The 25,736-nt window shown below is 43.6% G+C and carries 20 protein-coding genes; 11 read left to right on the forward strand and 9 right to left on the reverse strand.

Annotation, left to right across the window (positions count from 1 at the left end; all coding sequences use genetic code 11):
• Positions 1-298 precede the first annotated feature (298 nt).
• The 4 genes from gntT (at position 299) to F6J90_RS16965 (ending at position 3,816) form a co-directional block, all read left to right on the forward strand.
• Positions 299-1,618: a guanitoxin biosynthesis MATE family efflux transporter GntT gene (gene gntT, locus F6J90_RS16950; protein ID WP_293095829.1), complete on the forward strand. Its 1,320-nt coding sequence runs from the start codon at positions 299-301 to the stop codon at positions 1,616-1,618.
• Positions 1,619-1,755: 137 nt separating this feature from the next.
• The gene (locus F6J90_RS16955) at positions 1,756-1,980 is read left to right on the forward strand and encodes a hypothetical protein (RefSeq protein ID WP_293095832.1); all 225 of its coding nucleotides are present in this window, start codon (positions 1,756-1,758) and stop codon (positions 1,978-1,980) included.
• 91 nt (positions 1,981-2,071) lie between these two features.
• Positions 2,072-3,550 carry a sodium-dependent transporter gene (locus tag F6J90_RS16960; RefSeq protein WP_293095835.1) on the forward strand — a complete coding sequence of 493 codons (1,479 nt, stop codon included), beginning with the start codon at positions 2,072-2,074 and terminating at the stop codon, positions 3,548-3,550.
• A gap of 134 nt (positions 3,551-3,684) precedes the next feature.
• The gene (locus F6J90_RS16965; RefSeq protein ID WP_293095837.1) at positions 3,685-3,816 is read left to right on the forward strand and encodes a hypothetical protein; all 132 of its coding nucleotides are present in this window, start codon (positions 3,685-3,687) and stop codon (positions 3,814-3,816) included.
• Between the two features lie 61 nt (positions 3,817-3,877).
• On the opposite strand, the gene F6J90_RS16970 is transcribed toward F6J90_RS16965, so the two are convergent.
• From F6J90_RS16970 to F6J90_RS16985, 4 genes are all read right to left on the reverse strand, one after another.
• Positions 3,878-4,651: a phytochelatin synthase family protein gene (locus F6J90_RS16970; RefSeq protein ID WP_293095840.1), complete on the reverse strand. Its 774-nt coding sequence runs from the start codon at positions 4,649-4,651 to the stop codon at positions 3,878-3,880.
• Positions 4,652-4,892: 241 nt separating this feature from the next.
• Positions 4,893-5,126, reverse strand: a complete 234-nt coding sequence (locus F6J90_RS16975) for a cyanobactin biosynthesis PatC/TenC/TruC family protein (protein ID WP_293095842.1) — start codon at positions 5,124-5,126, stop codon at positions 4,893-4,895.
• A gap of 272 nt (positions 5,127-5,398) precedes the next feature.
• The gene (locus F6J90_RS16980) at positions 5,399-5,605 is read right to left on the reverse strand and encodes a cyanobactin biosynthesis system PatB/AcyB/McaB family protein (RefSeq protein WP_293095845.1); all 207 of its coding nucleotides are present in this window, start codon (positions 5,603-5,605) and stop codon (positions 5,399-5,401) included.
• 167 nt (positions 5,606-5,772) lie between these two features.
• A complete protein-coding gene (locus tag F6J90_RS16985; RefSeq protein ID WP_293095847.1) occupies positions 5,773-5,985 on the reverse strand; it encodes a hypothetical protein in 213 nt (70 codons plus the stop codon).
• A 711-nt stretch (positions 5,986-6,696) separates the two neighbouring features.
• Here F6J90_RS16985 and F6J90_RS16990 point away from each other — a divergent pair.
• On the forward strand, positions 6,697-10,134 hold the full coding sequence (locus tag F6J90_RS16990; RefSeq protein ID WP_293095849.1) for a DUF4347 domain-containing protein: 3,438 nt from the start codon (positions 6,697-6,699) through the stop codon (positions 10,132-10,134).
• A gap of 105 nt (positions 10,135-10,239) precedes the next feature.
• Here the strand turns inward: F6J90_RS16990 and fdhD are convergent, their stop codons facing one another.
• Positions 10,240-11,088, reverse strand: coding sequence for a formate dehydrogenase accessory sulfurtransferase FdhD (gene fdhD / locus F6J90_RS16995; RefSeq protein WP_366513805.1), 849 nt, complete (start codon positions 11,086-11,088; stop codon positions 10,240-10,242).
• 582 nt (positions 11,089-11,670) lie between these two features.
• Between fdhD and F6J90_RS17000 the strand changes: the two genes are divergently transcribed.
• A complete protein-coding gene (locus tag F6J90_RS17000) occupies positions 11,671-13,917 on the forward strand; it encodes an FdhF/YdeP family oxidoreductase (RefSeq protein ID WP_293095854.1) in 2,247 nt (748 codons plus the stop codon).
• A gap of 333 nt (positions 13,918-14,250) precedes the next feature.
• On the opposite strand, the gene F6J90_RS17005 is transcribed toward F6J90_RS17000, so the two are convergent.
• Complete coding sequence (locus F6J90_RS17005; RefSeq protein ID WP_075904082.1) at positions 14,251-14,544, reverse strand: hypothetical protein; 294 nt, start codon at positions 14,542-14,544, stop codon at positions 14,251-14,253.
• A gap of 626 nt (positions 14,545-15,170) precedes the next feature.
• On the opposite strand from F6J90_RS17005, the gene F6J90_RS17010 reads away from it, so the two are divergent.
• From F6J90_RS17010 to F6J90_RS17025, 4 genes are all read left to right on the forward strand, one after another.
• Complete coding sequence (locus tag F6J90_RS17010) at positions 15,171-15,308, forward strand: hypothetical protein (RefSeq protein WP_293095857.1); 138 nt, start codon at positions 15,171-15,173, stop codon at positions 15,306-15,308.
• 294 nt (positions 15,309-15,602) lie between these two features.
• Positions 15,603-15,761, forward strand: a complete 159-nt coding sequence (locus tag F6J90_RS17015) for a DUF2256 domain-containing protein (protein WP_075904077.1) — start codon at positions 15,603-15,605, stop codon at positions 15,759-15,761.
• Positions 15,762-15,902: 141 nt separating this feature from the next.
• Positions 15,903-16,859, forward strand: a complete 957-nt coding sequence (locus F6J90_RS17020; protein ID WP_293095859.1) for an isoaspartyl peptidase/L-asparaginase — start codon at positions 15,903-15,905, stop codon at positions 16,857-16,859.
• An 834-nt stretch (positions 16,860-17,693) separates the two neighbouring features.
• Positions 17,694-19,388 carry a phospholipid carrier-dependent glycosyltransferase gene (locus tag F6J90_RS17025; RefSeq protein ID WP_293095862.1) on the forward strand — a complete coding sequence of 565 codons (1,695 nt, stop codon included), beginning with the start codon at positions 17,694-17,696 and terminating at the stop codon, positions 19,386-19,388.
• Position 19,389: 1 nt separating this feature from the next.
• Here the strand turns inward: F6J90_RS17025 and F6J90_RS17030 are convergent, their stop codons facing one another.
• Positions 19,390-19,728 (reverse strand): HEAT repeat domain-containing protein, encoded by a 339-nt coding sequence (locus F6J90_RS17030; protein WP_366513806.1) that lies wholly within the window; start codon positions 19,726-19,728, stop codon positions 19,390-19,392.
• A gap of 108 nt (positions 19,729-19,836) precedes the next feature.
• Here F6J90_RS17030 and F6J90_RS17035 point away from each other — a divergent pair, with 108 nt between their 5' ends.
• Complete coding sequence (locus F6J90_RS17035) at positions 19,837-21,048, forward strand: RNA-guided endonuclease TnpB family protein (protein ID WP_075904071.1); 1,212 nt, start codon at positions 19,837-19,839, stop codon at positions 21,046-21,048.
• Here F6J90_RS17035 and F6J90_RS17040 read toward each other — a convergent pair.
• Both F6J90_RS17040 and glmU read right to left on the reverse strand, forming a co-directional pair.
• Positions 20,981-23,932 carry a HEAT repeat domain-containing protein gene (locus tag F6J90_RS17040; protein ID WP_293095865.1) on the reverse strand — a complete coding sequence of 984 codons (2,952 nt, stop codon included), beginning with the start codon at positions 23,930-23,932 and terminating at the stop codon, positions 20,981-20,983. The genes F6J90_RS17035 and F6J90_RS17040 overlap by 68 nt on opposite strands.
• Before the next feature lie 161 nt (positions 23,933-24,093).
• The gene (gene glmU / locus F6J90_RS17045) at positions 24,094-25,464 is read right to left on the reverse strand and encodes a bifunctional UDP-N-acetylglucosamine diphosphorylase/glucosamine-1-phosphate N-acetyltransferase GlmU (RefSeq protein ID WP_293095868.1); all 1,371 of its coding nucleotides are present in this window, start codon (positions 25,462-25,464) and stop codon (positions 24,094-24,096) included.
• Between the last annotated feature and the right edge of the window lie 272 nt (positions 25,465-25,736).

The raw sequence follows: 25,736 nt of genomic DNA on the forward strand, positions 1-25,736 counted from the left end.
TAACAGCTTATTGATTTTAGCTTGTCCAGGTGCCTTGCTGTTACTCTGGCCACTAGTCTTTACTCTTGCTCTATGGTATCCTTTATAGGTAATTTAAAAAAAATCATCAGTTTCATCTTTGGGTTAGGGTCGGCGTCCATTCTTTCTATTATAGTCGATAATTCTATCTCTATTAATCTCTAAATATAAAAAGGTTATTTACTATAATATTTAATCAAGCCACTAATCGGAATTAATCAAAAAGGTTTAACCCCATTAATTTGATCATAAAAAATGCTATAACTATTAAGGTGAATTGATGATTTTTACTTGCTCAAACCAAGACAATGTCCTCTATCGCTTCTGGAAACTGGCGATCATCAATATTCTGTCTAATCTCACGGTACCCCTTGCGGGTTTAATCAGCGTGGCTTTCTTAGGTCATTTAGATCAAATCCGCCACTTAGCTGGAGTCGTCCTCGCTACTATCCTGTTTAACTTCATTTACAAAAGTTTGGGGTTTTTACGGATGGGAACTACTGGAGTAACCGCTCAAGCCGTCGGACGAAATGAGCAAGATGCTATGTTACTGGTGGGACTTCGTAATGGCTTAATTGCTCTGATTTTAGGTGTAGTTATCTTAATGTTACAGTCTCCTATTAGAGAGCTTGGATTTGCTCTGTTAAGTGCTACACCAGATGTAAAAGTTTCCGGTATTGGCTATTTTAATGCTCGGATTTGGGGAGCTCCTGCCACATTACTCAATTTCGTAGTGATTGGTTGGTTTCTCGGTAGAGAAATGAGTGGTAAGGTTTTGCTGTTGTCCATGATCGGTAACACCGCTAATATAGTTTGCGATTACTTTACTATTATTCGGTGGGGTTGGGAAAGCGCTGGCGCTGGATTATCCGTAGCAGTTAGTCAATACGTGATGGTTTTAGTGGGACTAGTTTTAGTTAGCCAAGAAATCCAGTGGCAAGAGCTAAGAGCAGTAGCAAAACGAATTTGGAACTTGTCGGATATAAAAGCTACTTTTACCCTAAATAGTAATCTTTTTATTAGAACCTTAGCGATTATTTTTACCTTGTCTATTTTTACCAATTTGAGCTCAGCTTTTGGTACCACAGTCTTGGCGGAAAATGCTTTGATACTAGAGGTGTTCAGCTTGGCTGTTTATTTTATTGATGGATTGGCATTTGCTACGGAAACTCTGACGGGGAATTTACAAGGTCAGGGAGCAAAAGAGCAGTTAGTCCCTTTATTGAGAATGGCTGGAGGAAGCTGTTTGCTATTAGGACTTAACCTTGCTTTCCTGTTTATCCTGTTTCCCCAGACACTCTTTGGCCTGTTAACAAACCACACTGAGGTGATCGAATCGATTACTGTCTATGTTCCTTGGTTAGTGCTGGTGTTAGGATTTGGGTCCATTGCGTTTATGCTGGATGGTTATTTTCTGGGCTTAGCAGCAGGACAGACCTTACGTAATTCTACCGTAATCGCCTTGGTGGTGGGATTTGCCCCTATGGCTGTGGCGTCTTGGCAGTTTCAAAGTGCTCATCTTCTTTGGTTAGCGTTATCCTTGTTTATGGCAGGAAGAGCGATAGTACTGGGCGTAAAGTTACCAAGCACGTTGAAGTGAAATATAGGGTTTTTCAATTAGGTGAGGTACAAATTTTTTTGGTTTTAGGGAACAGGGAACAGGGAACTGGGAACAGGGAACAGGGAATAGCGATCCGCTGCATCAAGAGGTGCGACCCGTGGCGAATTTAATTCTTAATGCGGAAAGCGCACCTAACAGGAAATCAACGTCAAAGAAGACTCTATATTATAACTGCGAGAAACGCTATAAAAGTTTCTCATAGTAATGAGATACAGATAATTTTTTTCCTATTCCCTACTCCCTACTCCCTACTCCCTACTCCCTACTCCCGACTCCCTACTCCCGACTCCCTACTCCCTAAAACCTGTGATGGAATAAGCAAACCCATGGCAAGAATTTAAAGAAGTATGAAGTATGAAGCATGAATTGTAAAAGATGAAGTATCAAGGATGAAGTATGAAGCATGAACTATCAAGATAGAGGGAATTGTAGATGGCTCGTCAACGTTGGGCTTCAAGAACAGTATTTCTCCTCGCAGCAGTAGGTTCTGCAGTTGGCTTAGGGAATGTGTGGCGCTTTCCTTACCTAGCTGGGAAATACGGTGGGGGAGCATTTTTAGTCCCTTACCTGATCGCTTTAGTCCTAATTGGGGTTCCACTGTTGATGCTGGAATTTGCGGTAGGACAAAAAATGCAACGGGGAGCCATAGGCTCATTTAGGAAATTACACCCCAATTTCGGCAGTCTCGGTCTGTTTGCCCTGATGTCAGCCTTTATCATTGTCTCCTATTATGCAGTTGTGATGGGCTGGAGCTTGATTTACTTTCTGGCATCCTTTGGGGTCAAGTGGTCCAGTGATGCTAAAAGCTACTTCTTTGATAGTGTTCTGCAAATCAGCGATGGGGTCAACGTATTAGGTGGTATCAACTGGCCAATCTTATGGTCCCTAGTTGTAGTCTGGGTCTTGATTTATTTCTGTGTTTGGAAAGGCACGACCAGTGTGGGCAAAGTGGTTGTCTACAGCGTGCCACTTCCAATTATTTTACTGGGGGTATTGCTATTACGAGCAGTAACTTTACCAGGTTTCTTCAATGGCTGGAAACTCTATCTTACTCCAGTTTGGAGTGCATTAGTTGACCCGGAAGTTTGGACAGCTGCATTCTCACAGATTTTCTTTACCTTATCTCTGGGATTTGGAATTATGGTGACTTATGCTAGCTACAAAAACTCAGAGGATGACATTGCTAAAGATACCTGGTTAACTGCCTTGATCAACAGTGGTATCAGCTTATTTGCCGGTTTTGTGGTGTTCGGAATCTTGGGATATATGGCTGGAGAAACTAACACCTCCTTGGCAGAGCTGGCTGCTTCTGGTCCTGGTCTAGCGTTTGTGGTTTTCCCGGAAGCCTTAAGCTTAATGCCCTTGCCTTGGCTGTTCAGTCTGCTGTTTTTTGTGATGCTGCTTTCCCTAGGTATCGACAGCGCCTTTTCCCTAGTAGAAGCTTTGAATGCGACTATCCTGGACAAACGACAACAGGGAAATGTTGCTAAGGTCTCCATCGGGGTTTGTTTAGGGGGATTTATTGCTGGAATTATTTACACTACCAGAGCTGGACTATACATTTTAGATATTGTAGATCATTTTGTTACTAACTATAACTTGATGTTGGTAGCTATTTTCCAATCTATCCTAGTGGGATGGTTGTATGGTGCGGAAAAACTGCGACGATACATCAACCAAGTTAGTGATTGGAAGGTTGGGAAATGGTGGAATTTTTCTATAAAATACCTGATTCCTATGGCTTTAGTCGCTTTGCTGGCAACCCAGTTCTCGAAAGATATCAGGACTCCCTATGAAGGATACCCAGCCTGGGCTTTAGGAATTGGCTGGGCAATCGTGTTTTTGCCATTACTTATTTTCCTGTCTTTGCTGGTCACAGACAAAACATTGATCAATGGGAGAACAGATTAGTTTTAATGATTAGTTTGTAAGCCGTCAGCCGTCAGCTGTCAGCTGTCAGCTGTCAGCTTAAAATAATATCAAGTCCGCTTGAATACCCATCATAAAAGTATGGGGAGGGTGGGAAGGGTGGGGCGTGTGGGGAGATGGGGAGATGGGGAGATGGGGAGATGGGGAGATGGGGAGATGGGGGAGATTTTGATAAAGCGATGCAGCGCGGTCTTGGGGGTTTCCCCCATGAGCGACTGCATCAAGACAGGGTAATTATCCTGACATGATATAAACATCAATATTGATAGATTAATGAGAATGCAATCAATTTGACAATCAATTTGACAATCAACGGGGACTCACCAGCACAAACCCCCGTGTCTTTTTAGATTCTGAATCCTTAGTCGCCATTGCTTGCCACAATTCTTCAGCCTTGACCCAGACTGGAGGATACTTGTAACGAGAGACATCTAGGATCAGAAAACGGTCTGCTTCGTGGTTGTAGGCAGCTAAAGGAGAAATATGTCCCCCAGTTTTCTGAGCAATGGCTTTGCGTAAGTAATTGACTAAGACAAAATTTTCCGCTTCTTGCAAATTCTTTACAACTATGTTGCGAAACTGATCCAGGGTCAAATCACCACCATGGTAAACCTCTGCTTTAACTGGATAAGTTTCCAATAATCCTGCTAATTGTTCCAAAGTCATGCCCCGACGAGCAATCACCTCAGCCATGCGCACTTGCTCAGTTTTGGCATTAAAAACATTCTTCTGGGTGAAGCGGTTAGTCCTAAACTCCGGTGCTTTTGGAGCTTGAATTGATAAAGCATTCAGCACCATGACCATACTAGCTACTCCACAGTAAGCCAGGTTTTCCTGAGTGACAAACTGAATACTTAGGGGCAAATAGTCTTCTCGGGCTTGGCTTGCCATCAGTAACTGTTCGCCGTGATCGGAATCGAGGTTAATCAGATTTTCGGTCAGTGGAATTGTCTGGGCCAAGCATCCTCCCAAGCATCCTCCATTGATAAGGAAAAACCCAATTAGAGTAACTTGTAGGGGTATACGGAATAGTTTTAGGAGACTTTTTTGAGCAGATTTTTGAGCATAGTTGTGATTAATCATATATACTATTTCTCAATTGGATGAGGGACTTTACTCGGGTGGTTTTAGGGAGTAGGGAGTAGGGAGTAGGGAGTAGGGATGGATCGCTTTTGTCAAAATACGACCATTGAAGGCTATTATCATCTCAGGATAATTACCATTAATATAATAAAAATTTCCCCCATCTCCCTATCTCCCTACCCGTGAAATTTTAGTCGGACGCAAGAAACAGCCCTGCTATCCTTATCCACTCATCTCCTGATTAAGCCCAAATGCGTCCCCGACGGAAAGGGGGGTCATTGTCTGGCTTCTGGTCTTTAAACATAACCTTCCACCGTGCATAATCTTCTAGACCAGTAGCAAGTAACACTGATTTCTTTTCTTCATTAACCTCTGGTTGAACAGATGGAGAAGCAGCAGCAGCTTTTGCTTTTGGCTTCGCCTGGGTTTTTCTGCGACGACCGCGTCTGGGAGTTTTAGTTTCTTCTTCTGGCATAATTGTTTTTTAGTGTTTCTTATTGTTTACGACATCTATTTAACCCTAAGTATTCAGCTATCAGCTATCAGCTATCAGCTATCAGCTATCAGCTATCAGCTATCAGCTATCAGCTATCAGCCTATGGGTCACAGCGTCGTTCGCACAGCGTGGCCAAAGGCCAAAGCCTGTGCCACGGTACTGTTCGCGCAGCGTGAGCCAAAAGCTGACGGCACCTCAAGTAGCGTGCGCGTAGCGCATATGGTGACCCTTGACCTAGGGGCACCACCACATCAATACCATCCGCCCCAGCCGGAGGTTTTGAGTTGCTGATAACTAGGGTAAGCAAAGGGTGCTGGGTCATTGTAATTGGCACCATGGGTCAAGTCCATGCGAATAGTAACCAAGTCTTGGCCTCGACCATGAACCACATCCACTGCCTGATAGGGTTGAATCAGATCCGGTCTTTTGACTGGTGCTACTTGTTTGGGGTATCTCATCAAACACTCCTTTTCTGGTCAGTAGTGCTATAATACGAAGATTATTGCTTAGGTAGCAAGTTATTTTTTGTTTCCAATTGGGTTTTTCCTTAGTTTATGCTTCCCTCTCGGTGAAGATTATCTCCTGTGAGAGGTTGAAGCACTTTTTTTGGGATTTTTCAGGTTAATCAATACTTTAAGCTAGGCTCGACGGGGTGACAAGCAGCCTTGTGAGCCTTACTGGGTGTAGGGTGTGGGGTGTAGGGTGTAGGGTGTAGGGTGTAGGGTGTGGGGTGTGGGGTGTGGGGTGTGGGGTATAAGAAAGCGATGCAGCGCGGTCTTGGGGAGGCAGCGCGGTCTTGGGGGTTCCCCCCATGAGCGACTGCCGTGGTTTCCCCCATGAGCGACTGCATCAAGACAATGTACTTAATTTGTCGTTAAAAATCATCAAGACAGCAAATCAGTGTCAAAAAACACTGATTTGCTGTCTTGATGCAGCGCATCGCTATTCCCTATTCCCTATTCGCTCTTCTCTATTCCCTGTTCCCTGTTCCCTGTTCCCTGTTCCCTAAAATCCAGAAATTGTGTACCTCATAGCTATGAGAATTGCTATATAAATGAGATGTAAACCTAGGAGGTATTTTTTTATTGTCCAATAAAAATCCGTATCTATTGCCCCTCTTGCCTTTTGCCTTTTGCCTTTTGCCTTTTGCCCTTTGGAAGTATGTTCACAACTCAAATACAAACGCTATATCTGATTAAATGTGAAAGCTCTGCTTAATTTAAAATTTAATAAACCTTGAGTGATACTTCATCAAAGCTTCGCCTATATTGGCCGGATGTCTAGTTAGGATTGTTGAGGTTGCAAATAGGATTATAACTACCTGATTGGTAATTTGGGTTGAGAGTGTAATTAGTCAAACCCTTATTATCGAATGCTTGATGCTGTTGGCAAATTGTCACTATTAGTAGGTGGATGGCAGCCACCTACTAATAAGAATGTGCAGGATGCTAACAGTAATCAACCGGATTTTAGACGACTGCTGAGACTAGTAGCCATTTGACCAGTGGCTACTGTTACAAACCAACACATTATAAAGGGGCATTTTAGCATGTTTGATATCAAAGATGCAAGTTTTAACGATCTCGATAAGTCGTTGAACTTTGGGGAGACTGAGGTACACAAGGCTCTGGGAAGTAACTCCAAAACCTCTAGCACTATTGTCTTTATTGACTCAGGGGTTGATGATTATCAGAGTTTAGTTAATGGTACGGTACCGGAAGCTGAGGTCATTGTCCTGGACTCTACACAGGATGGCGTTGAAGAAATTACCAAGGCTCTGCAACGACGCACTGATATTACTACTATTCACATCGTTTCTCACGGTTCACCGGGGTGTTTGTATTTAGGGAATAGCCAGTTGAATCTAGACACTCTAAATCACTATGGTGGACAACTAAAGACCTGGATTGCTTCAACTTCTCTTACTCAGGAAGGCAAGTTCACTTCTATTCCTATCCTTCTCTACGGTTGCAATGTTGCTGCTGGGGATGCGGGTATTGAGTTTGTCGAAAAGCTACACTACCTAACTGGGGCGGAAATTGCTGCTTCTACAAAGCCCACTGGTTCTGGGGCACTGGGAGGAGACTGGGAACTAGAAATCACGACCAGTAATGTTGAAGTCCCGTTGGCATTTCAGGCAGCAGCACGGGCAGCTTATGGCTCAGTTTTAGCTAAAGGACAGTGGATCGCCCAGGGACCGAGTCCGGCACAGAATGGGCAAGTTGAGAATGTTCAGCCTAATAATGAGGTGGCTGGGGCAATTCATACGGTGCTTGCTCACCCTGATGATGCAAATATCCTTTATATCGGAGCCGTAAATGGCGGAATTTGGAAAACAACAAATGCAACGGACAGCAACCCTAACTGGACACCGCTAACGGATGACTTGTTAGGGAATTCCATTGGCGCAATGGAATTTGATCCGACTGATCCAACCAATCAAACGATTATTGCTGGCATAGGTCATTTCAGTTCTTTCTTCCGACTTGGGGGACCTTTAACCGGTTTGTTAAAGACCACTGACGGAGGAGATACCTGGACTAAACTAGGAACGGCTGATAATCTGGACAACGATCGTGACGGTATGGTTGATGAAGCCGATGAAACTCTGCTGTCAGGACGAAATATTTCAGGTGTGGCCTCTCGCGGGAACATGCTCTTAGTCAGTGCTAATAATTTTGGTGGTGGTATTGGTGCAGGTGTCTACCTCAGTAACGACAATGGTGCAACCTGGGAATTCATATCCGGTAGCAATGGACTTGATGCCGGAGCTGCTTTTGATCTAGTGGGTGACCCAACTGATAAGCAGCGCTTCTATGTATCGGTTCAGGGCAACGGTATTTTTCGGTCAGATGATGGTGGAGCTAATTGGATTAACGTGTCTGATCAGGATGCGAATCTAGATAGAATCATCACTGGGGTAGGTAATAATAACACAGAGATGGCGGTCGCAAGCAATGGTCGCCTATACACTGCTGTTCTCACCAATGGGCAAGCCTCTTATATCGGATTTACAGACAATCCAACGGCAACCAACCCAACTTGGACTCAAATGGATCTGCCGGTTACCCAAGAGAGAAATGGCGACTTTGAAGGACTCAATCCCACAGAAAACCCTGGTGGACAGGGAGCTATCCACTTTTCAATTATTGCCGACCCGAATAATCCAAATGTGGTCTATGTAGGTGGAGATCGTCAAGACATCCCGTTTCCAAATGCCATAGGAGCTAATGATTTTTCTGGTCGTCTATTTCGGGGAGACACAGATGAAAATCCCACAGACCCAGGCAATCCAGAAAATATCAACTCTCCCCAGTGGCAACCCTTAACTCACAGCCAAGGTAGCTTTAGTGGGGGCGGAACGGCAAACAACAGTTCACCACATGCTGATTCCCGCGAAATGACCTTCAATGCCAATGGCGACATCATTGAAGTGGATGATGGAGGAATCTACCGCCGCACCAATCCACAAGACAACACTGGGGATTGGTTTTCCCTCAATAGCAATTTGCAGGTGACTGAGATCCACGATATTGCTTACGATACTGTTTCCAACATTATCATCAGCGGAAACCAGGATACAGGAACAACACAACAAAATAACTCTGATTCAGTGGTCTGGAACAGCGTGTCTACAGCTGATGGTGGCGATGTCGCAGTTTCGATTGATCCTAATAACGATCAGCAATCGGTGCGATACTCAAGCTTTCAATTTCTGCGTAGTTTCAGACGTCGGGTCTATGATGCAAATAACAACCTAATCAGCGTGAATCGTCCTGCTCTCAATGGTTTCTTTTTTGATACACAATTTGTCACACCTGTAGTAGTCAATGAAGTTGATCCCAACCGTATTGCTATTGGCGGATTCATTAACGTCTACGAATCGTTTGACCAGGGTGATAACGTCAGTATTGTGAACACGGCTGGCGGCGGTTTTGTGGGAGTCAACAGCCGGGTAGACGATGCAATTGCCTATGGTGGTCGTCGGAATGGGCAAGATAATCCAGACGTACTTTATGTCGGATCTCAATCTAGCATATTTGCCCGCACCACATCAGGCGGGATATTAGCGAATACTAACTATTCTGGTGGATTCGTTCGAGACATCGTACTCGATAGGGACGACTGGATGACTGGCTTTGCTATTGATGATGACCAGGTATTTCAAACCACCAATGCAAATAACTGGATCGATATCACGGGCAACCTGCAAGAATTCGCCACCAACTTAAATTTAGAGCCAGCGGATTTGAACTTGCGATCAATTGAGTTTATTTCCGGTTCTACGGTAGATGGGATCGTAGTTGGCAGCAATATAGGCATCTTTTCAGCAACTAGCAGCAGTAATTTCACCGATTGGTTAAAGCTAGGAACCGATTTACCCAATGTTCCTGTTTGGGATCTTGACTACGATCCCAGGGATGACCTACTGGTAGCTGGCACTCTGGGGCGTGGCGCATGGACTCTCTCAGATGCGAGTTCTATACTTCTTGTGGGTATCACGGAAATTGGCACCTCAAACAATGATAATCTCACTGGTACTTCACGGAACGACACCCTCAAGGGTCTTAACAGTCAAGATACCCTCCAAGGACTGGCTGGTGACGACCTCCTTGACGGCGGTGATGGTGACGATAACTTATTTGGAGAGGCTGGCAATGACACCCTCTTAGGCGGTCAAGGTCAAGATAAACTGTACGGTGGTAGCGGTGACGACCTTCTAAATGGTGGTCAAGGAGATAACATCCTGACTGGTGGCACTGGAAAAGATACCTTTGTCTTGTCCACTGCAGGCAAGAACACCATTGTTGACTTTGAAGATGCTCTAGATTTGTTGCAATTAGAGGGAGGGTTGACCTTTGGGTCACTTTCTATCTTTGAACAAAATGGTGACACCTGGATCACAACTCAAAATAATCAACCGTTAGCTTTCTTGACTGGTGTGGACGTCAATCTGATTACGGCTGAGGATTTTGTTGTTGTGTAATCTAGCTTAGAGGAGCAATCAGGGTGCATCTCATTAAAGCTGTTTGACCCGGTGGGTGGAACGGGCATCTTGCCCGTTACAATTTTCGGGCTGAATGCTGACATATCAACCATGATCAAAAAAACTGCAAATACGCTCTTTACCAGAGTAAACATTAAACCGTTTTCCCCGCAGAAATCCGACTAGAGTAATCCCAAACTCTCTGGCTAGGGTTACCGCTAGACTGCTGGGAGCAGATACTGCGCAAACCATTGGTACCCTAGCCATGAGACATTTCTGTAAAATTTCAAAACTAGAGCGCCCACTTACCATCACAATGCGATCGCTTAAAGGCAGTTGATTAGTTAATAAGGCTGAACCCACCAATTTATCCACAGCATTGTGACGTCCTACATCCTCTTGTAAACAGAGTAACTCTCCTTGGGAATTAAACAACCCAGCAGCATGGATTCCCCCAGTTGTGGAAAACACTGATTGAGCCGAACGCAGCTGTTCCGAGAGGCTGTAAATCACCTCAGTGCTAACTTCCATAGCATCAGACATCACTGGACACCCTCGCAACCGTAGTGCCTCAAGACTAGCTTTTCCACAAATTCCACAGGCGCTGGTGGTAAAAAAGTGGCGTTCCAGGGGCTGCAAATCTGGAGTAAGTTCTTCCCTGAGAGCCACATTGACAATGTTATAGCGCTGCTCACCATCTCGATTAGAATCCACACAGTAGCTAATCCGTAGAATATCATCCCGATGCTTGACAATTCCTTCACTATAGAGGAACCCTGCTGCTAGTTCAAAATCTGCCCCTGGGGTGCGCATCGTCACGGCAACGGTTTTCTGGGGAGAGGTCAGGCGAATTTCCAAGGGTTCTTCTGTGGCCAGTTGATCTAAACGCGATCGCACTTGGCTGTTTTCCACTACCCATACTTGGGATTTAGTTTTGCTGCGGTACTGATTCATAGTTGGTTGATAGCAGTTTTCAATACCCAATTGAGAACTGCTATATGACCTTATCGGTAGTTTAATCATTTTGCTAATCCTATCTAATAGTATCTAATAGTGCTACAAATTTTTTAGGCATAGGATACGTGCTTCCCAATCTTTTGTATAGCAGTCGAAGTAAAGCTTAAGAGTAAGCATTCAGATATAAGCCTTGGCCTTGGCCTTTGGGCCAGGCTACGCGAATGGCCAGGCTACGCGAATGGCTAAGCTACTTGAGGTGCTTTCAGCTAATCTCTGTTACGGAAAGCTGATGGGCTTTTACCCAGACTTTAAATTCCAGACAATCTCGAACTATTAAATTACCCCGAAACAGGTTTATTTTCAGCATGATAGCTGACAGCTGACGGTTAATACATATTTATATTCGCTGTTGCCTGTTCCCTATTACCTGTTCCCTTTAACAAAAAAAACTATGTCCTAAACTCTATTTTTATTGCTCTAATTAGTAATAGATAAAAAATTAATATTCCGTAATATTTTGTCTGCTAAAGTTTATGGTAATGTGATCAAGTAACCAGATATTAACGTTACTCCAAACTCATGCTGCGTCAACCCAAAAAAAGCTGGACTCCTTCCCACTGGGCAAACTGGAAACCATTCGGTATTGGTGAACAATACCCGAACAATTATTGGGAAGTCTTCAGAGCAGCTTGGGAAAACCGAGACGAGTTATCCTATGCTTGGGATATCCTAAATCAGGGAGTGTGCGACGGTTGCGCCCTTGGAACTACTGGTATGAAAGACTGGACTGTTGATGGGGTCCATGTCTGTAATGTCCGGCTGCGGTTGTTGCGGATGAATACCATGCCAGCATTTGACCCCCAAATCTTAGCAGATGTCTCCCAGCTTCAGAAGAAAAAAAGTATCCAACTGCGGGATTTGGGACGGCTTCCTTACCCCATGATGCGGCAACGAGGGCAGAAAGGATTCCGTCGAATTAGCTGGGATAAAGCACTTGAATTAATCAGCGATTCCCTACGGAATAGTTTCCCTTCACCCATCGATACCACCACTAACCGATTCAGCGTTTATCTAACCAGTAGAGGTACAGTAAATGAAACCTACTACGCTGCCCAAAAAGCAGTGCGGGCAATCGGGACTAATAATATAGATAATGCTGCTCGCATCTGCCATTCTCCCAGTACCGCTGGACTTAAAGGCGGATTAGGGGTAGCAGCTACTACCTGTTCTTATAAAGATTGGATTGGCACAGATTTATTAGTATTCATTGGCTCTAACGTTGCCAACAATCAGCCAGTTACAGTTAAGTATCTCCACTGGGCTAAGAAGGCTGGTACCAAAATCGTGGTAATTAACACTTACCAAGAACCAGGTATGGAACGCTATTGGGTGCCTTCGATACCAGAAAGTGCCTTATTTGGTACTAAATTTGCCGAAGACTTCTTTTTAATCAATATGGGTGGGGATATGGCATTCCTCAATGGCACCCTTAAAGAAATGATTGCTAACCATTGGGTAGACTTATCCTTCATCAAAAATCATACGACTAATTTTGAGCAATTAAAAGCAACCCTCGCTAACCAATCCTGGGAAGAACTAGAACAGCTTTCCGGTACTTCCCGTGAACATATGTATGCCTTTGCCAAGATGCTAGCTCAAGCTGATAAAGCTGTGTTTGTCTGGAGCATGGGTATTACCCAGCATCAGTGTGGGGAAGATAATGTGCGAGCCATCATTAACCTAGCCTTAGCCAAAGGGTTTGTTGGTCGAGAAGGCTGTGGGTTAATGCCGATTCGGGGTCACTCTGGGGTGCAAGGAGGAGCAGAAATGGGATGCTATGCCACGGTTTTTCCTGGTGGTAAGCCCATTACTCCAGAAAATGCTGCCAAGCTCAGCCAACAATGGCAGTTTGAGGTTCCCACCACCAAAGGATTAACAGCAGCGGAAATGATTGATGCTGCCCATTCAGGGGAGTTGGATATAGTATTTTCCGTCGGAGGCAATTTCCTGGAAGTGTTGCCAGAACCGGATTATATCAAAGAGGCACTACAGCGAATCCCTCTGAGAGTCCATATGGATATTGTCCTCTCCAGTCAAATGTTAGTAGAACCTGGAGAAACCGTAGTCTTGTTACCAGCCACGACTCGCTACGAAATCCCAGGGGGAGTAACTGAAACCAGTACCGAGAGACGGGTGATTTTCAGTCCAGAAATTCCTGGCCCTCGGATTGGGGAAGCCCGTCCGGAGTGGGAAGTCTTTATGGAACTAGCAAGGCGAGTCCGTCCGGATTTGGCAGATAAATTACATTTTGATAGCACAGCGGCGATTCGGGCAGAAATTGCCCAGGTTATCCCCCAGTATGCTGGTATCCAACATCTGAAGGAAGCCGGTGATCAGTTCCAGTATGGCGGTTCCCATCTTTGCTTTGGCTGGAATTTCCCCACACCGGATGGGTTAGCCCATTTTTCCTCCTTATCTCCACCGAAGCTAGAACTGCCAGAAGGTCATTTCCTAGTAGCCACCAGACGAGGTAAACAATTTAACAGCATGGTGCAAGAACAGAAAGATGCCATTACTGGGGCAAAGCGAAAGGCCGTGCTGATGAGTCGGGTGGATGCTAAAAAACTGGGATTAAACCATGGCGATGCCGTAATTCTGAGGAATCAACAGGGTCAATTCCAAGGACACATCCATATCGCACCGATTACACCAGGAAATTTACAGGTACATTGGCCTGAGGGAAATGTGCTATTGGATAAAGGTAAGCGATCGCCTGAAGTAGATATTCCAGACTACAATGCTTTGGTTCGACTGGAGAAGATTTAAGGAGATAGTATCGAGGTAAGCATACAGCCGTCAGCTGTCAGCCGTCAGCTGAATGCTTAGTAATTAGTAATTGGTAAGTTACAAGTTATCAAGTTACAAGTTATCAAGTTACAAGTTTCAAGTTACAAGTTTCACGTTATCAAGTGAAACTTGATCAAGTTTCAAGTTACAAGTTTCACGTTACAAGTTTGAATAGGGATCCGTGTAGGAATTGTAATAATTGTTGTTCCCTACTCCCTACTCCCTACTCCCTACTCCCTACTCCCTACTCCCTACTCCCTACTCCCTACTCCCTGTTCCCTTTGCTATATAAGTAGTCAACCGGAAATGATATTAGTCAGCAACATATCGCCATCCTTGAGGTTCATATTCCCGTTGAATTCGCACCATCCAGCTACCTTGGGGAAGCTCAATTCGCTGATGCTCTTCGTGAGTTAAGGTTGCTGTTTCTGAGAGAACTTGTAAATAAAGGATGCCATTTTTTTCGTATAACTGAGCAACACCGTCACTGATGCGATGAGAATGTCCAGTTACTTCCCCTTCTGCTAGGGTTAGGTGAGGTAACTGTTGTCCATTGATTTGCTCTACAGGAAGTAAAATAACGTCCCCTTGTCGAATAGGTTGCATAGGTTCTTTTTTGATTAGTTGTGAGTTTGATTAGTTGTTAGTTTGATTAATTGTTATCTAGTTATCGATTTAGTTGGGAAAGGTCATATATCATGTCGGGATAATTACCCTTAATAAAAATCTCCCCCATCTCCCTATCTCCCCATCTCCCCATCTCCCTATCTCCCCAGACTTCCCACACTTCCCACCCTCCCTCTAATTATGGGTATTCAAGCTGACTGGATAATAAGGGTTCTTTTTCCCCTTACTATAGCATTTCTCCTAGTAATGATGCACAGTCAATTGGCTTATGCCTACTCCCTATTGCCTACTACCTATTGCCTACTACCTAGGACAAAGTACTTGATAAGTATGAAAAATTATAGGTTTTATAAACGAGTTGTGAACATTCAGAAACCCAAAATCCTTGTGAGTACGGGTATCCTGCCCCCGTGAAATTTCACAACCTATTTAGAATTGCTATAGACAATCAAAGCTCAAAAGTGGTCAATTAACGATTAACAATTAACCTAAGCATTCAGCGGTCAGCCGTTGGCCGTTGGCCGTTGGCCGTTGGCCACGCTATGGGCATAAACTTTTCCCGTAGCGTGGCCACAAGCCTTTAGCTGATAGGTAAGCATTCAGCCGTGAGCCGTGAGCCGTCAGCCTTCAGCCTTCAGCCTTCAGCCTTCAGCCGTCAGCCTTCAGCCGTCAGCCGTCAGCCGTCAGCCTTCAGCCTTCAGCCTTCAGCCTTCAGCCTTCAGCCTTCAGCCTTCAGCTGTTGACTGATAGCTGATAACTGATAGCTGATAACTGATAGCTGATAGCTGATAGCTGATAACTGATAGCTGATAACTGATAGCTGATAACTGATAGCTGATAACTGATAGCTGAATACTTACGCTGATAGCACCTCAAGTAGCACCATCTGTAGCGCATTAGCTGATAGCTGAATGCTTACCAATTAACGATTAACAAACCGCTATATAATTAACTTTTGTAAATTGTTTTAATTAAACTTGATATAACTTAATAAGTTGTTACAATTTTAGGTATTTATAGTCTATAATAGAACTAATATGACACGCCAGCAATTGAAATCGAACCTGCCAACAAAAATTTGCCCTGTTTGTCAACGTTCCTTTACATGGCGCAAAAAATGGCAAGATTGTTGGGAGGAAGTCAAATATTGCTCAGAGCGCTGTCGCAGACGGAAATCTGGCGTGAAGCAGAGATGAGGTATCAAGGATAACCAGGGCTAGTTCCAAAGGTTTCTTCAGTGAAGTTTTCGTGTTTTGTATATTTTCATACTTGACATATCAGAGTCTCATAATTCACACTATGTGTTTTAATCCTTAATATTTTCTTCAGTATTGTGTATGTTTGTGAAGACGGTGTGTCCCAAAGTCATTATCCACGGTGGTGCTGGTAGTTCTATCAAAGGTAAAGGAGGGGCTGATGCGATTCGCAAGTCCCTCCACTCAATTATTGAGGAGATTTATGCCTTGTTAGTGAACGGTAGTAGTGCGACTGATGCTGTTGTCCGAGGCTGCCAACTCTTAGAAGATGACCCGCGCTTTAATGCTGGAACCGGTTCGGTGTTGCAATCAGATGGGCAAATCCGGATGAGTGCGTCCCTGATGGAAGGTCAATCTCAGCGCTTCAGCGGTGTGATTAATGTGTCGCGAGTGCAGCATCCGATTCAGCTGGCAGAAGCGTTGCAAGGCTCCGATGACCGCGTGCTGTCGGACTATGGAGCGGCAGAATTGTTACGAGACCTTCAACTCCCGGTTTACAATCCTATGACGAAGCTGCGGTTACAAGAGTGGCTCCAAGAAAGGCAGGCCAATTTTAGCCATAAGATGGCGGGAGTTATTGCTGAGGACGAATTGGTGACGAGCTCTGAAGCTCGACGGGGAACCATTGGTGTGGTTGTACTAGATGGCCGGGGTCATCTGGCAGCAGGGACCTCTACTGGTGGTAAGGGTTTTGAACGGATTGGTCGCGTCAGCGACTCGGCGATGCCAGCAGGAAATTACGCTACGGCTAATGCAGCAGTGAGCTGCACCGGTATCGGGGAAGACATTATGGAAGAGTGTCTTGCAGCACGGATTGTGGTGCGAGTCACTGATGGTTTATCCCTGGTGAATGCCATGGAGCGTTCATTTAAGGAAGCTCGGAAGAATCAGCGAGATTTTGCCGCTATCGCTCTAGATGCTAATGGCGCGATCGCATGGGGCAAAACTAGCGAAGTTCTGCTAGCGGCTTATCATACTGGCGAAAAGATTGTGGATACGTTGAATATGACTAAGGATGTGGAATTTTTGTCGATTTAAGTCGATTTAAGTCGATTTAAAGGTATATGAACAATTACGCATACAGGATGCTGAAATCTTTATAGTCATTATTAATGGCTCTTCGGTACCTGTTAGACTAAGTTGTTCACTTTAGCATCCGGCAAAAGAAGCCCCACAGCTCAAAACGTTCGCGCAGCGTGGCCTACGGCCAAGGGTGAGTGTGGGATTGATTTTGCATAGGGTCTTTTTGAAAATGTTATAGTGTATATACTGACAAACAAAGCCGAACGCGCCCCGCGTGGCCTACGGCCTTAAATGCTGGTTTGTCAGCAAAACAATCTTAAAAAAGTCAAAAAAAACAGAGCGGCAGCGATGCAGCGCGGTCTTGGGGAGGCAGTGCGGTCAAAGACGAAACCTTAGAGAGGGTCGCCTTATTTCATATAACTTAAAAGTATGACCCATAACCTGTCCCTATAAAGGCGACCCTCTCTTACGGTAACTTCAAAGGGGGTTCCCCCCATAAGCAACTGCCGTGGTTTCCCCCACTCGCGCTTTGCATCAAGAGAGGGCAGTCCGTTCTTAAAGCCCAACGCCTCCTAAGCAATAGCTGGATTGGTTGGGAAGCCTACACTGATTCTATAGAATCAGTGTAGGAGCTGTCACTCACCTCAAACTACTATTGTGTATAGCTTTGAGATTTTGATAATTGATTTTTTATACTAAATAGTATCTCAATGGCTAAAAGCGTTGCCTAGCAATACTTTTAGCCATTTTTTCTGAGAGCGACTGCAGTCCCTGCTCCCATTAACCCAAGACGAAAGTATCTAACCCAATTGAAAACTGCTGTATCGTAAGTAATCAAGCAGACATGATATGAAGAGTGCTGAAATGCTCAAAAAATTAGACAAAGTTTTGCTATTTGCTCTTTTCTTGGGTCTAGTTTTCTGTATCTACGGGATTAATTGGGGATGGGTGGAAGAATGGAATCCTGACCAAATGGGCTTTAAAGAACTTTTTCAAGCTGGAAAATTACCTTTCAATCCAGAGTCATTTCAGAAGCCACCTTTTCATACCTATTTTGTTTACTTTTTATCTGTTTTACCCTTTGAATTAATCGGCAATACTCTACATCTATCCGCCGATTATATTAATCCAGCTAAACTCCTATGGTCAAGAATGCTAACAGTTTTTCTGTTTTTAGGTTCAATTATTTTAGTCTATCAGATCTGCAAGAGGTTTTTTGGGGTTTTCCCAGCTCGCCTAGTGACAATTATTTTTGCTACCAGCGCAGGCTTCATCAGCTTTAGTCATTTTTTGACAACAGAGATTCCCGTAATGTTTTGGATGTTATTATCCTTCTATTTCGCTCAAAATATTTTGTTATATGGCAAGTTATCGGATTATGTTCTAGCTGGTTTTTGCACAGGAATTGCCACAGCTACTAAATATAATGGTTTGGCAATAGGAATGGGAATTGTTGTTGCTCATGTTCTTTCCTTGACTTCGAGATCATGGAGGCAATGGAAAAAATCACTGTTCGACAAAAAACTTATTATTGGTCTTTCGATGGTCGTTATTGGTTTTTTGGTATGCAATCCCTTTGCCTTACTTGACTATTCTACTTTTTGGGAGCATTTTTGGTACAACTATATTGTCACCCCTGTCTATGGGGGAATTGCAGAAGGGAATAGTTTTGGGGAATTTGTTGTCGCCATCCAAGAAATTATCGGTTTCCCATCATGGTTAGTGTTTTTGATTGGCTTCTTATTTTGTTTTTATAGTCTTGCTGTAGACAAGGAAAAACCCCTCGAACAGAAAGGGATAGTGTTACTTTTTAGTTTATTTTTATTATATTATTTTAAGTTTGGCTCTTTTCCGAGAATGGAAACTCGATTCGTCATGCCAATAGTTCCTTTTGGTTTAATTATTTCTGGTGTATTCTGGAATAAAATCAAGGGAAATCGGCGGTTAATGATTGGACTTTTACTAGTTATTTTAAGTTACAATTTGATTTGCAGTTTTTATGTGGGTAAGCGTTTTACAGAAGACCCTAGAATGGTAGCTCAAGAGTGGGTAAAAACAAATATTGAAAAGGGAAGTTCAATAGAATCGAGTGCCTATTCTCCACAATTTAATAAGATACCAGAGGTTATTTTAACAGAACAAAGAATGCCAGATATTAGCGGGCGGAAAAAAAAGTTTAGCCGTCTATTTAAAGATAATCCCTGGATAATGGCACGCCTGCAGTGGTCAACACATATACGCTGGGAAAAGGAAGATAAAGAAGAAGATACACAATGGTATACCCTGGAGAGATTGATAGACCGAAAACCAGACTATATTGCGGTTAATTCCCGCTACTACAACAGATTTATTGTCCGTCTTAAAAATGACTATCCTTCCCTATACAAATTTTTTAGCGATCTTTTAGAGGAAAACTATCCTTATCACATTGTATTTGACCGAGAATCTCCAAAGGTTCCAGGATGGATTTATCCTAAAACTATTGATTTTATTCAGAATAGAATGGTGATTTTTGCCAAAAATGATTTGACCTATAACGAATAACCTACTGTGCGATCTCCAAATTCCATAGAGCATCAATCCCACTACCCACATAGTCTGAGGATTGGTGCAGCTCAATCCATTGTGCAAGAGCACTGGACACATAACTAGATGGTTTACCTAACTCAGCCAAGGTCTCAGCTGCTGAGGCCCGTACACCAGACTCCTCATCTTTTAGGCACCCCAGCAAAGCAGTGATCACAACTTGAGAAGAATTACCCAACTGGCTTAAGGCTTTAATAGTGGCACAACGTACATCAGAATCTTGATCCTCTAGCTGTGGTAGTAGGGCACTGACAACTGTTTCAGAAAGGTTCCCTAATTGACCATTACCAAAAATTATGTATGGGTTTAAAGCCCCGTCCTTCTAGGACGGCTTTTCTGAGATATGTCCTGATAGTTTTCGCTAAATGTGGTACTCTAAAAGAGTAACGGAAAGGGTCGATATCCGATGATCATATTAGAGTTTAAAGCTAAAGGCAAAAAGTCCCAGTATCAAGCCATTGATGAAGCTATCCGGACAGTTAGATTTATCCGAAACTCTTGCATTCGTCTATGGATGGATAATAAAGGGACGGGAAAATACGACCTTAGCAAATATTGCAAAATATTAGCTAAACAGTTCCCATTTGCTAATGAATTAAACTCTACCGCTCGACAAGCTGCTGCTGAAAGAGCATGGTCATCGATTGGCCGTTTCTATGACAACTGCAAGAAGAAGGTACCTGGTAAAAAGGGTTTTCCTAAATTCCAAAAACGTGGCAGGTCAGTCGAATACAAACAATCAGGCTGGAAATTATCCCCTGATAAAAAGTCAATCACCTTCACTGACAAGAAAGGAATTGGGAAACTCAAGCTCAAAGGTACATGGGACTTGTGGCGCGAGACCGCGAAGCAAATCAAGAGGGTTAGGATAGTCCGTCGAGCCGATGGATACTATGTCCAGTTCTGTGTTTCAGTTGACATAGCGGAAGAACTGGAGCCAACTGGGAGCGCTATTGGATTAGACGTCGGACTAAAGGACTTCTATACTGATTCCGTTGGGAACGCTGAACCTAACCCCCGGTTTTATCGGACTGGAGAAAAGCGTCTAAAATTTTATCAACGTCGGGTTTCCCGAAAAAAGAAAGGCTCTGCTAACCGTAAGAAAGCTATTAATAAACTAGGTAGAACACACCTCAAAATAAGTAGGCAGCGTGAGGAACATGCCAAGAGACTGGCACGTTGCGTAATCCGGTCTAACGATCTGGTCGCTTATGAAGATTTGAGGGTCAAAAATCTGGTCAAAAACCATTGTCTTGCCAAGTCAATTAATGATGCAGGTTGGTATCAGTTTCGGAAATGGATGGAACAGTTTGGTATTAAGTTCGGGAAGGTAACTGTTGCAGTTAATCCTGCTTATACTAGCCAAAATTGTTCTAGGTGCGGTGAAGTAGTGAAAAAGTCTTTATCGACTAGAACCCATGTATGTAAGTGTGGTTGCAGGCTTGATAGAGATTATAATGCTGCAATCAACATCCTAAAAAGAGCCTTAAGTACTGTGGGGCACACAGGAACTTGGATCCTAGATCCGAACGCTTTGGGAGATTTGGCCTCTACTCTTCCTGGCTCTGGCCTGGTTGAGCAAGTCGAGTCTGTGAACAAAGAATCCCCGCGTCTTTAGACCGGGGAGTGTCAACTAACTGACCTAAAGCAGTAGCGGCGGCACAACGGAGATCAGAATCTTGATCTTTGAGGGATGTGACTAAACCACTGACTACGGTTTCACTACGCTGGTCTAATTTACCCAAGACCGAAGCACTCAAGCAGCGAACACGAGAATTTTGATCGTTTAGCCTTGTCAATAACGCACTCACAACGGTTTTACCAGGCTGCTTCAATTTGCCCAATGCCCAGATACTGGAGTAACGAACACGAGAATTTTTATCGTTTAACCGCATCAACAAGCTATTCACGACTAGCTCAGAAACCTGACCCAATTCACCTAATGCTAAAGCTGCTTCAGAACGAACCGTAGCATCGTCATCTTTTAGCCAGCTCAGCAGTGTATTTACTAAGCTTTCTGAAGTATTGTCTAATCTGAAAATAGCGCTTAGTGATAAGTTATGAATATTTTTTGGAAGACTATTGTGATGGAGAGTAGTCAGATAATAGTCAGGAGAATCTAATTTATTTAATCTATCACTAGTTAATATCTCACTGGCCTGGTGACGCACGGTATTATTATTATCTTCTAGCCCTGCCAAAAAGGTTTTGAGGACTGTCGGGTTTTGCCCTAATTGGTTTTGCCCTAATTGGTTTTGCCCTAATTCTACTTGGCTTTCCTGGGATTGTGTATCTTTCTGAGAGTTTGCTCTATCTTTGAATAGTTGTAAAAGGTCAAGTTTAATCTCAGTCTGATTCAAGTCGGAAAGGGTTTGAAAGACTTGCTGATGGAGTTGGTAACCAACTCGCCGTGAATCACTGGCTGCTAGGGTAACTAATGCTGCTAAAATTTCTTGCAGTAGGGAATTATCTGCTATCTTCAAGGGTTGAGGATTTTCGCTAATGCAAGTGGCAGCAAATAATAAATCCCGATGTAACCAAGACTCATACTCACTGTCGTGATTTAAAATTTCCTGAATTGCTTTCGCGGCTTTTTTTGGTTTAAGCTGAGCAATTAGTAGCAGCAACACGTCTTGCCAGTGGGAGTCATGGAGATAGTCTTGGATATGATTCAGGATAATCTCAAAATTTTCTTCATTATCGGCTTGATAGTTAATTTCTTGAGCACACAGATAGTCTTGAAATATTTTATGGATAAAGGCGTAACCATCCAACCCTTGTTGTGTTAAAATGCCAGTGCGATGCTCCTTTGGAGCCGCTACGCGAACGCTAATCAAATTAACCAACCGTTTTGCCTCTGCCTTGGCCTCGTATAACTGAATCTGTTTCAGGTTTTTAATTTCTCTACCAAACCAAGCAATCAGTTCATCTCGATTAATTACTATCCTACCTTCTTTCTCCGTTTTACTCTCCTGGGTATGCATCCAATACCCGAGACGTTCCATCAATCGTCTGCAATCATTCAATCCCAGATATTTCAGCTTCTGATTATTACTAATATCTGGACTAATATCTGGTTTATTATCCCAGGAGGTTAATAACAGGTCTACTGCCTGGTCATAAAGCTGATAGCGCTCCAAAGGCAATCGGAAATGATAGCGGTGAATTAGGGTAATAATTGTCAACAATAGGGGGTTTCGTGCCAGGCGTCTAATCTGCTGATGCTCATATAGCACTTTGCTCAGGCTTTCTTTAAGTCGTTGTGCTTCTCCTTTGTCTTGAATCTGACTATAGTACCAGCGCTGAATAAATTCCTCTATTTGACTGTCATCAAAGGACTGAATTTGATAGCGATAAAATTCTTCGTTCCTGTAAAACTCCCAGAGAAAATTTGAGTTATGGTAACTGGAATTATCGCAGGTTATAATTACCCAATTGTTAGGAAATTGCTGGATAAAATCATTAATTTTACCTACGACTTGCTCACCTTTGGCTGGTTCTGTGACTTGATCAAGCCCATCGAGCAAAATCAATGTTCGTCCATCCTCCAGCCAATGTTCAAAGAAACCTTTAGGCAGGGATTTAACCAATAGGGTTTTTTCAGCAAACTGCCGTGCATAGTCTAGAATACTGATATCTGAATACTCGACCCAATCCCGAATATCAATTAAAATCGGCAGCCAGTCAAGATCTGGCGCTAACCCCATTGCTTCTGGTTGCTTCTGGGCTAACATGACAGCAACATAATTCATCAAGGTAGTTTTACCTGAACCAGACGCACCCAGTAACATGACGTTTCGGGATTTAGCAGAATTAGCCTGCCAGGTTTTTACGGCTGATAAATATTGGGCAAGAGTTTTTTTAACCGTTTGCGTACGCAATGGTTGCCATTGCTTACCTGGTAATGCTACCTGAGGGTGAAAAGCCCGCGACTCTAGAGGATGTAACACTTCCACCTCAGGCATGACAAAAATTTGGTCAAGCTTAAGGGAATGGTTTCCATGCTGGGTCGCTACCAACATCCCAGCAAACTTAACATGATCAATCTTGTTGGAAATTTGCTGGAAATAGTTGTCCTTAGTTAGTTGAAATTGTAAATAACTGCTGGTTTTCTCAGTATAAGTCTTGACAAAGGTTTCCATCCAGGGAAGGATAAAACTATCTTGTGGTTGAGTGGGGGCATAGTTTGAGGCTACCTGCTTAAATTTCTCCACAAGCAAAGAGGTTAATGGTGCTTTGTTCTCCTCTTGGAGGGGTTTGTGTAATTCCTCCTGTACTTCCCTATCTTGGAAAAAGTCTTCCAGAAAAAACGCGATCGCATCAGGAGCAGAGTAATAGAAAAGGCGCTGCTCTGGTGCCAAAGGTTCTTCTCGCATTAGGGCAGCTTTGAGTCCTTGCTCTACTGCTTTGTGGATGTCGGCAGGAGTTAGCCTAGTTTTAATTTTTATCCCTAAAATAGGGGCAACAGATTTAGCAACAACAGAAGCAATTTCCCAGGTCATAGGGCAAGCTCCATTTTCCGTCAACAAACAATTATTATCCTAGTCTTTAGTAATAAGCTTGCTGCTTCTTACTTCTGTTACCCCTATTGCCCCTCTTGAAACACCCAATTTAGGTCATTTGCGAACAACCTGATCAACTCACGGCCATCCCTTATCCTTGCTCAGCTGTTGGCATCTTCAGTGGTCTTTAATCGCCAACCGGGTTTAACGACCTGATTTCTACTACGAGCAATCACCAAGCTATCGTTTGGCACATCCTTGGTAACCACAGAACCAGCTGCCACAGTGACATCCTCTCCTAAAGTTAGTGGTGCCACCAGAACACTATTGGAACCAGTCTTAGTGCGATCGCCTATCTGGGTTTTATGCTTTTTAACACCATCGTAATTGGCAGTAATCGTACCTGCGCCAATATTCACTCGGGACCCTAGGGTAGCATCTCCTAAATAAGATAGATGAGAGGCATTAGTGCGATCGCCTATCTGAGTATTTTTCAGTTCCACAAAATTTCCAATACGGCAGGATTCTCCTACTTGGGCATTACCCCGAAGATGGGAATACGGACCAATACGGGTGCCATCTTGAACCACAGAATCACTTACCACTGAATATAGCACGGTCACCTTGTCACCCAACTGGCTATTTTCAATCAGACTCCCTGGGCCAATCCTGCTACCAGCACCAATCACGGTCTTACCCCGCAAATGAGTTTGGGGCTCGATGGTGACATCAGGTTGCAATTGGACAGAGTCATCAATCGTGATACTGTTTGGGTTAATTAATGTCACCCCTGCCTTCATCCAGCTATCCTTAACCCGCTCTTGCAAAATCTGCTCAGCCATGGCCAGCTGTTTACGGTCATTAATCCCGAGAATTTCGTGGTAATCTTCCACATCCACTGCCATGACTGGATTAACCATGGTAACCGTATCCGTTAGGTAATACTCATTTTGGTCATTATCCGCAGAGAGTTTTGGTAGTACCAAAGCCAATTGAGACCAGTTGAAGCAGTAGACACCAGCATTGATGCGGTGATTTTGCTTTTGAGCATCAGTGCAATCCCGGTGTTCCACAATCTGTTGCAGCTGATTGTTACTATCACAGAAAACCCGTCCATAGCCTGTGGGATTTGGCACATGGGCAGTTAGGATCGTAGCGCCATTGTTATGGGCTTGATGGCTTTCTAAAAGTTGTTTAATCGTGTCGGGACGCAACAAGGGAACATCACCATTTAAGACCAGTAAGTCTCCGGTATCGTCTGCCAAGTAGGGCAACAGTTGCTGGACGGCATGACCAGTACCCAATTGCTCTTTCTGTTCAACGAATTCTACATTGGTGTAGGCGCTCAGACTTTCTTTTACCCGTTCACTCTGATAGCCACAAATCACTATCACTCTGGAGGGGTTAATAGAAACACAACTGTTGAGCACTCGCTCCACTAGAGTTTGTGAACCCAAACGGTGACAGACTTTGGGCAGGTCAGATTTCATGCGAGTTCCGCGTCCTGCCGCTAGAATTGCTACTGCAACCATAGATTAGCTTTTTGCTTCCATCTTTGCATCCCTATCATACTAAGACTTGAGCTGAGTTCAATGTCATAATTTGGCAGTTTTGTTAAAGATGCAGGAGAGAGAATTAATAATTTAGGAGAATAATGATGAATTTATTGGGATAATAAATAGGATTATTCCGGATTTAACTGTTATTAATTACTAATTAAGTCAAAAATTACGTTATTATGACTATAGGAGGGGAATAGGGAGTAGGGAGTAGGGAATCGGGAATCGGGAATCGGGAATCGGGA

The sequence above is a fragment of the Moorena sp. SIOASIH genome (genome assembly GCF_010671925.1).
Lineage (GTDB): Bacteria > Cyanobacteriota > Cyanobacteriia > Cyanobacteriales > Coleofasciculaceae > Moorena.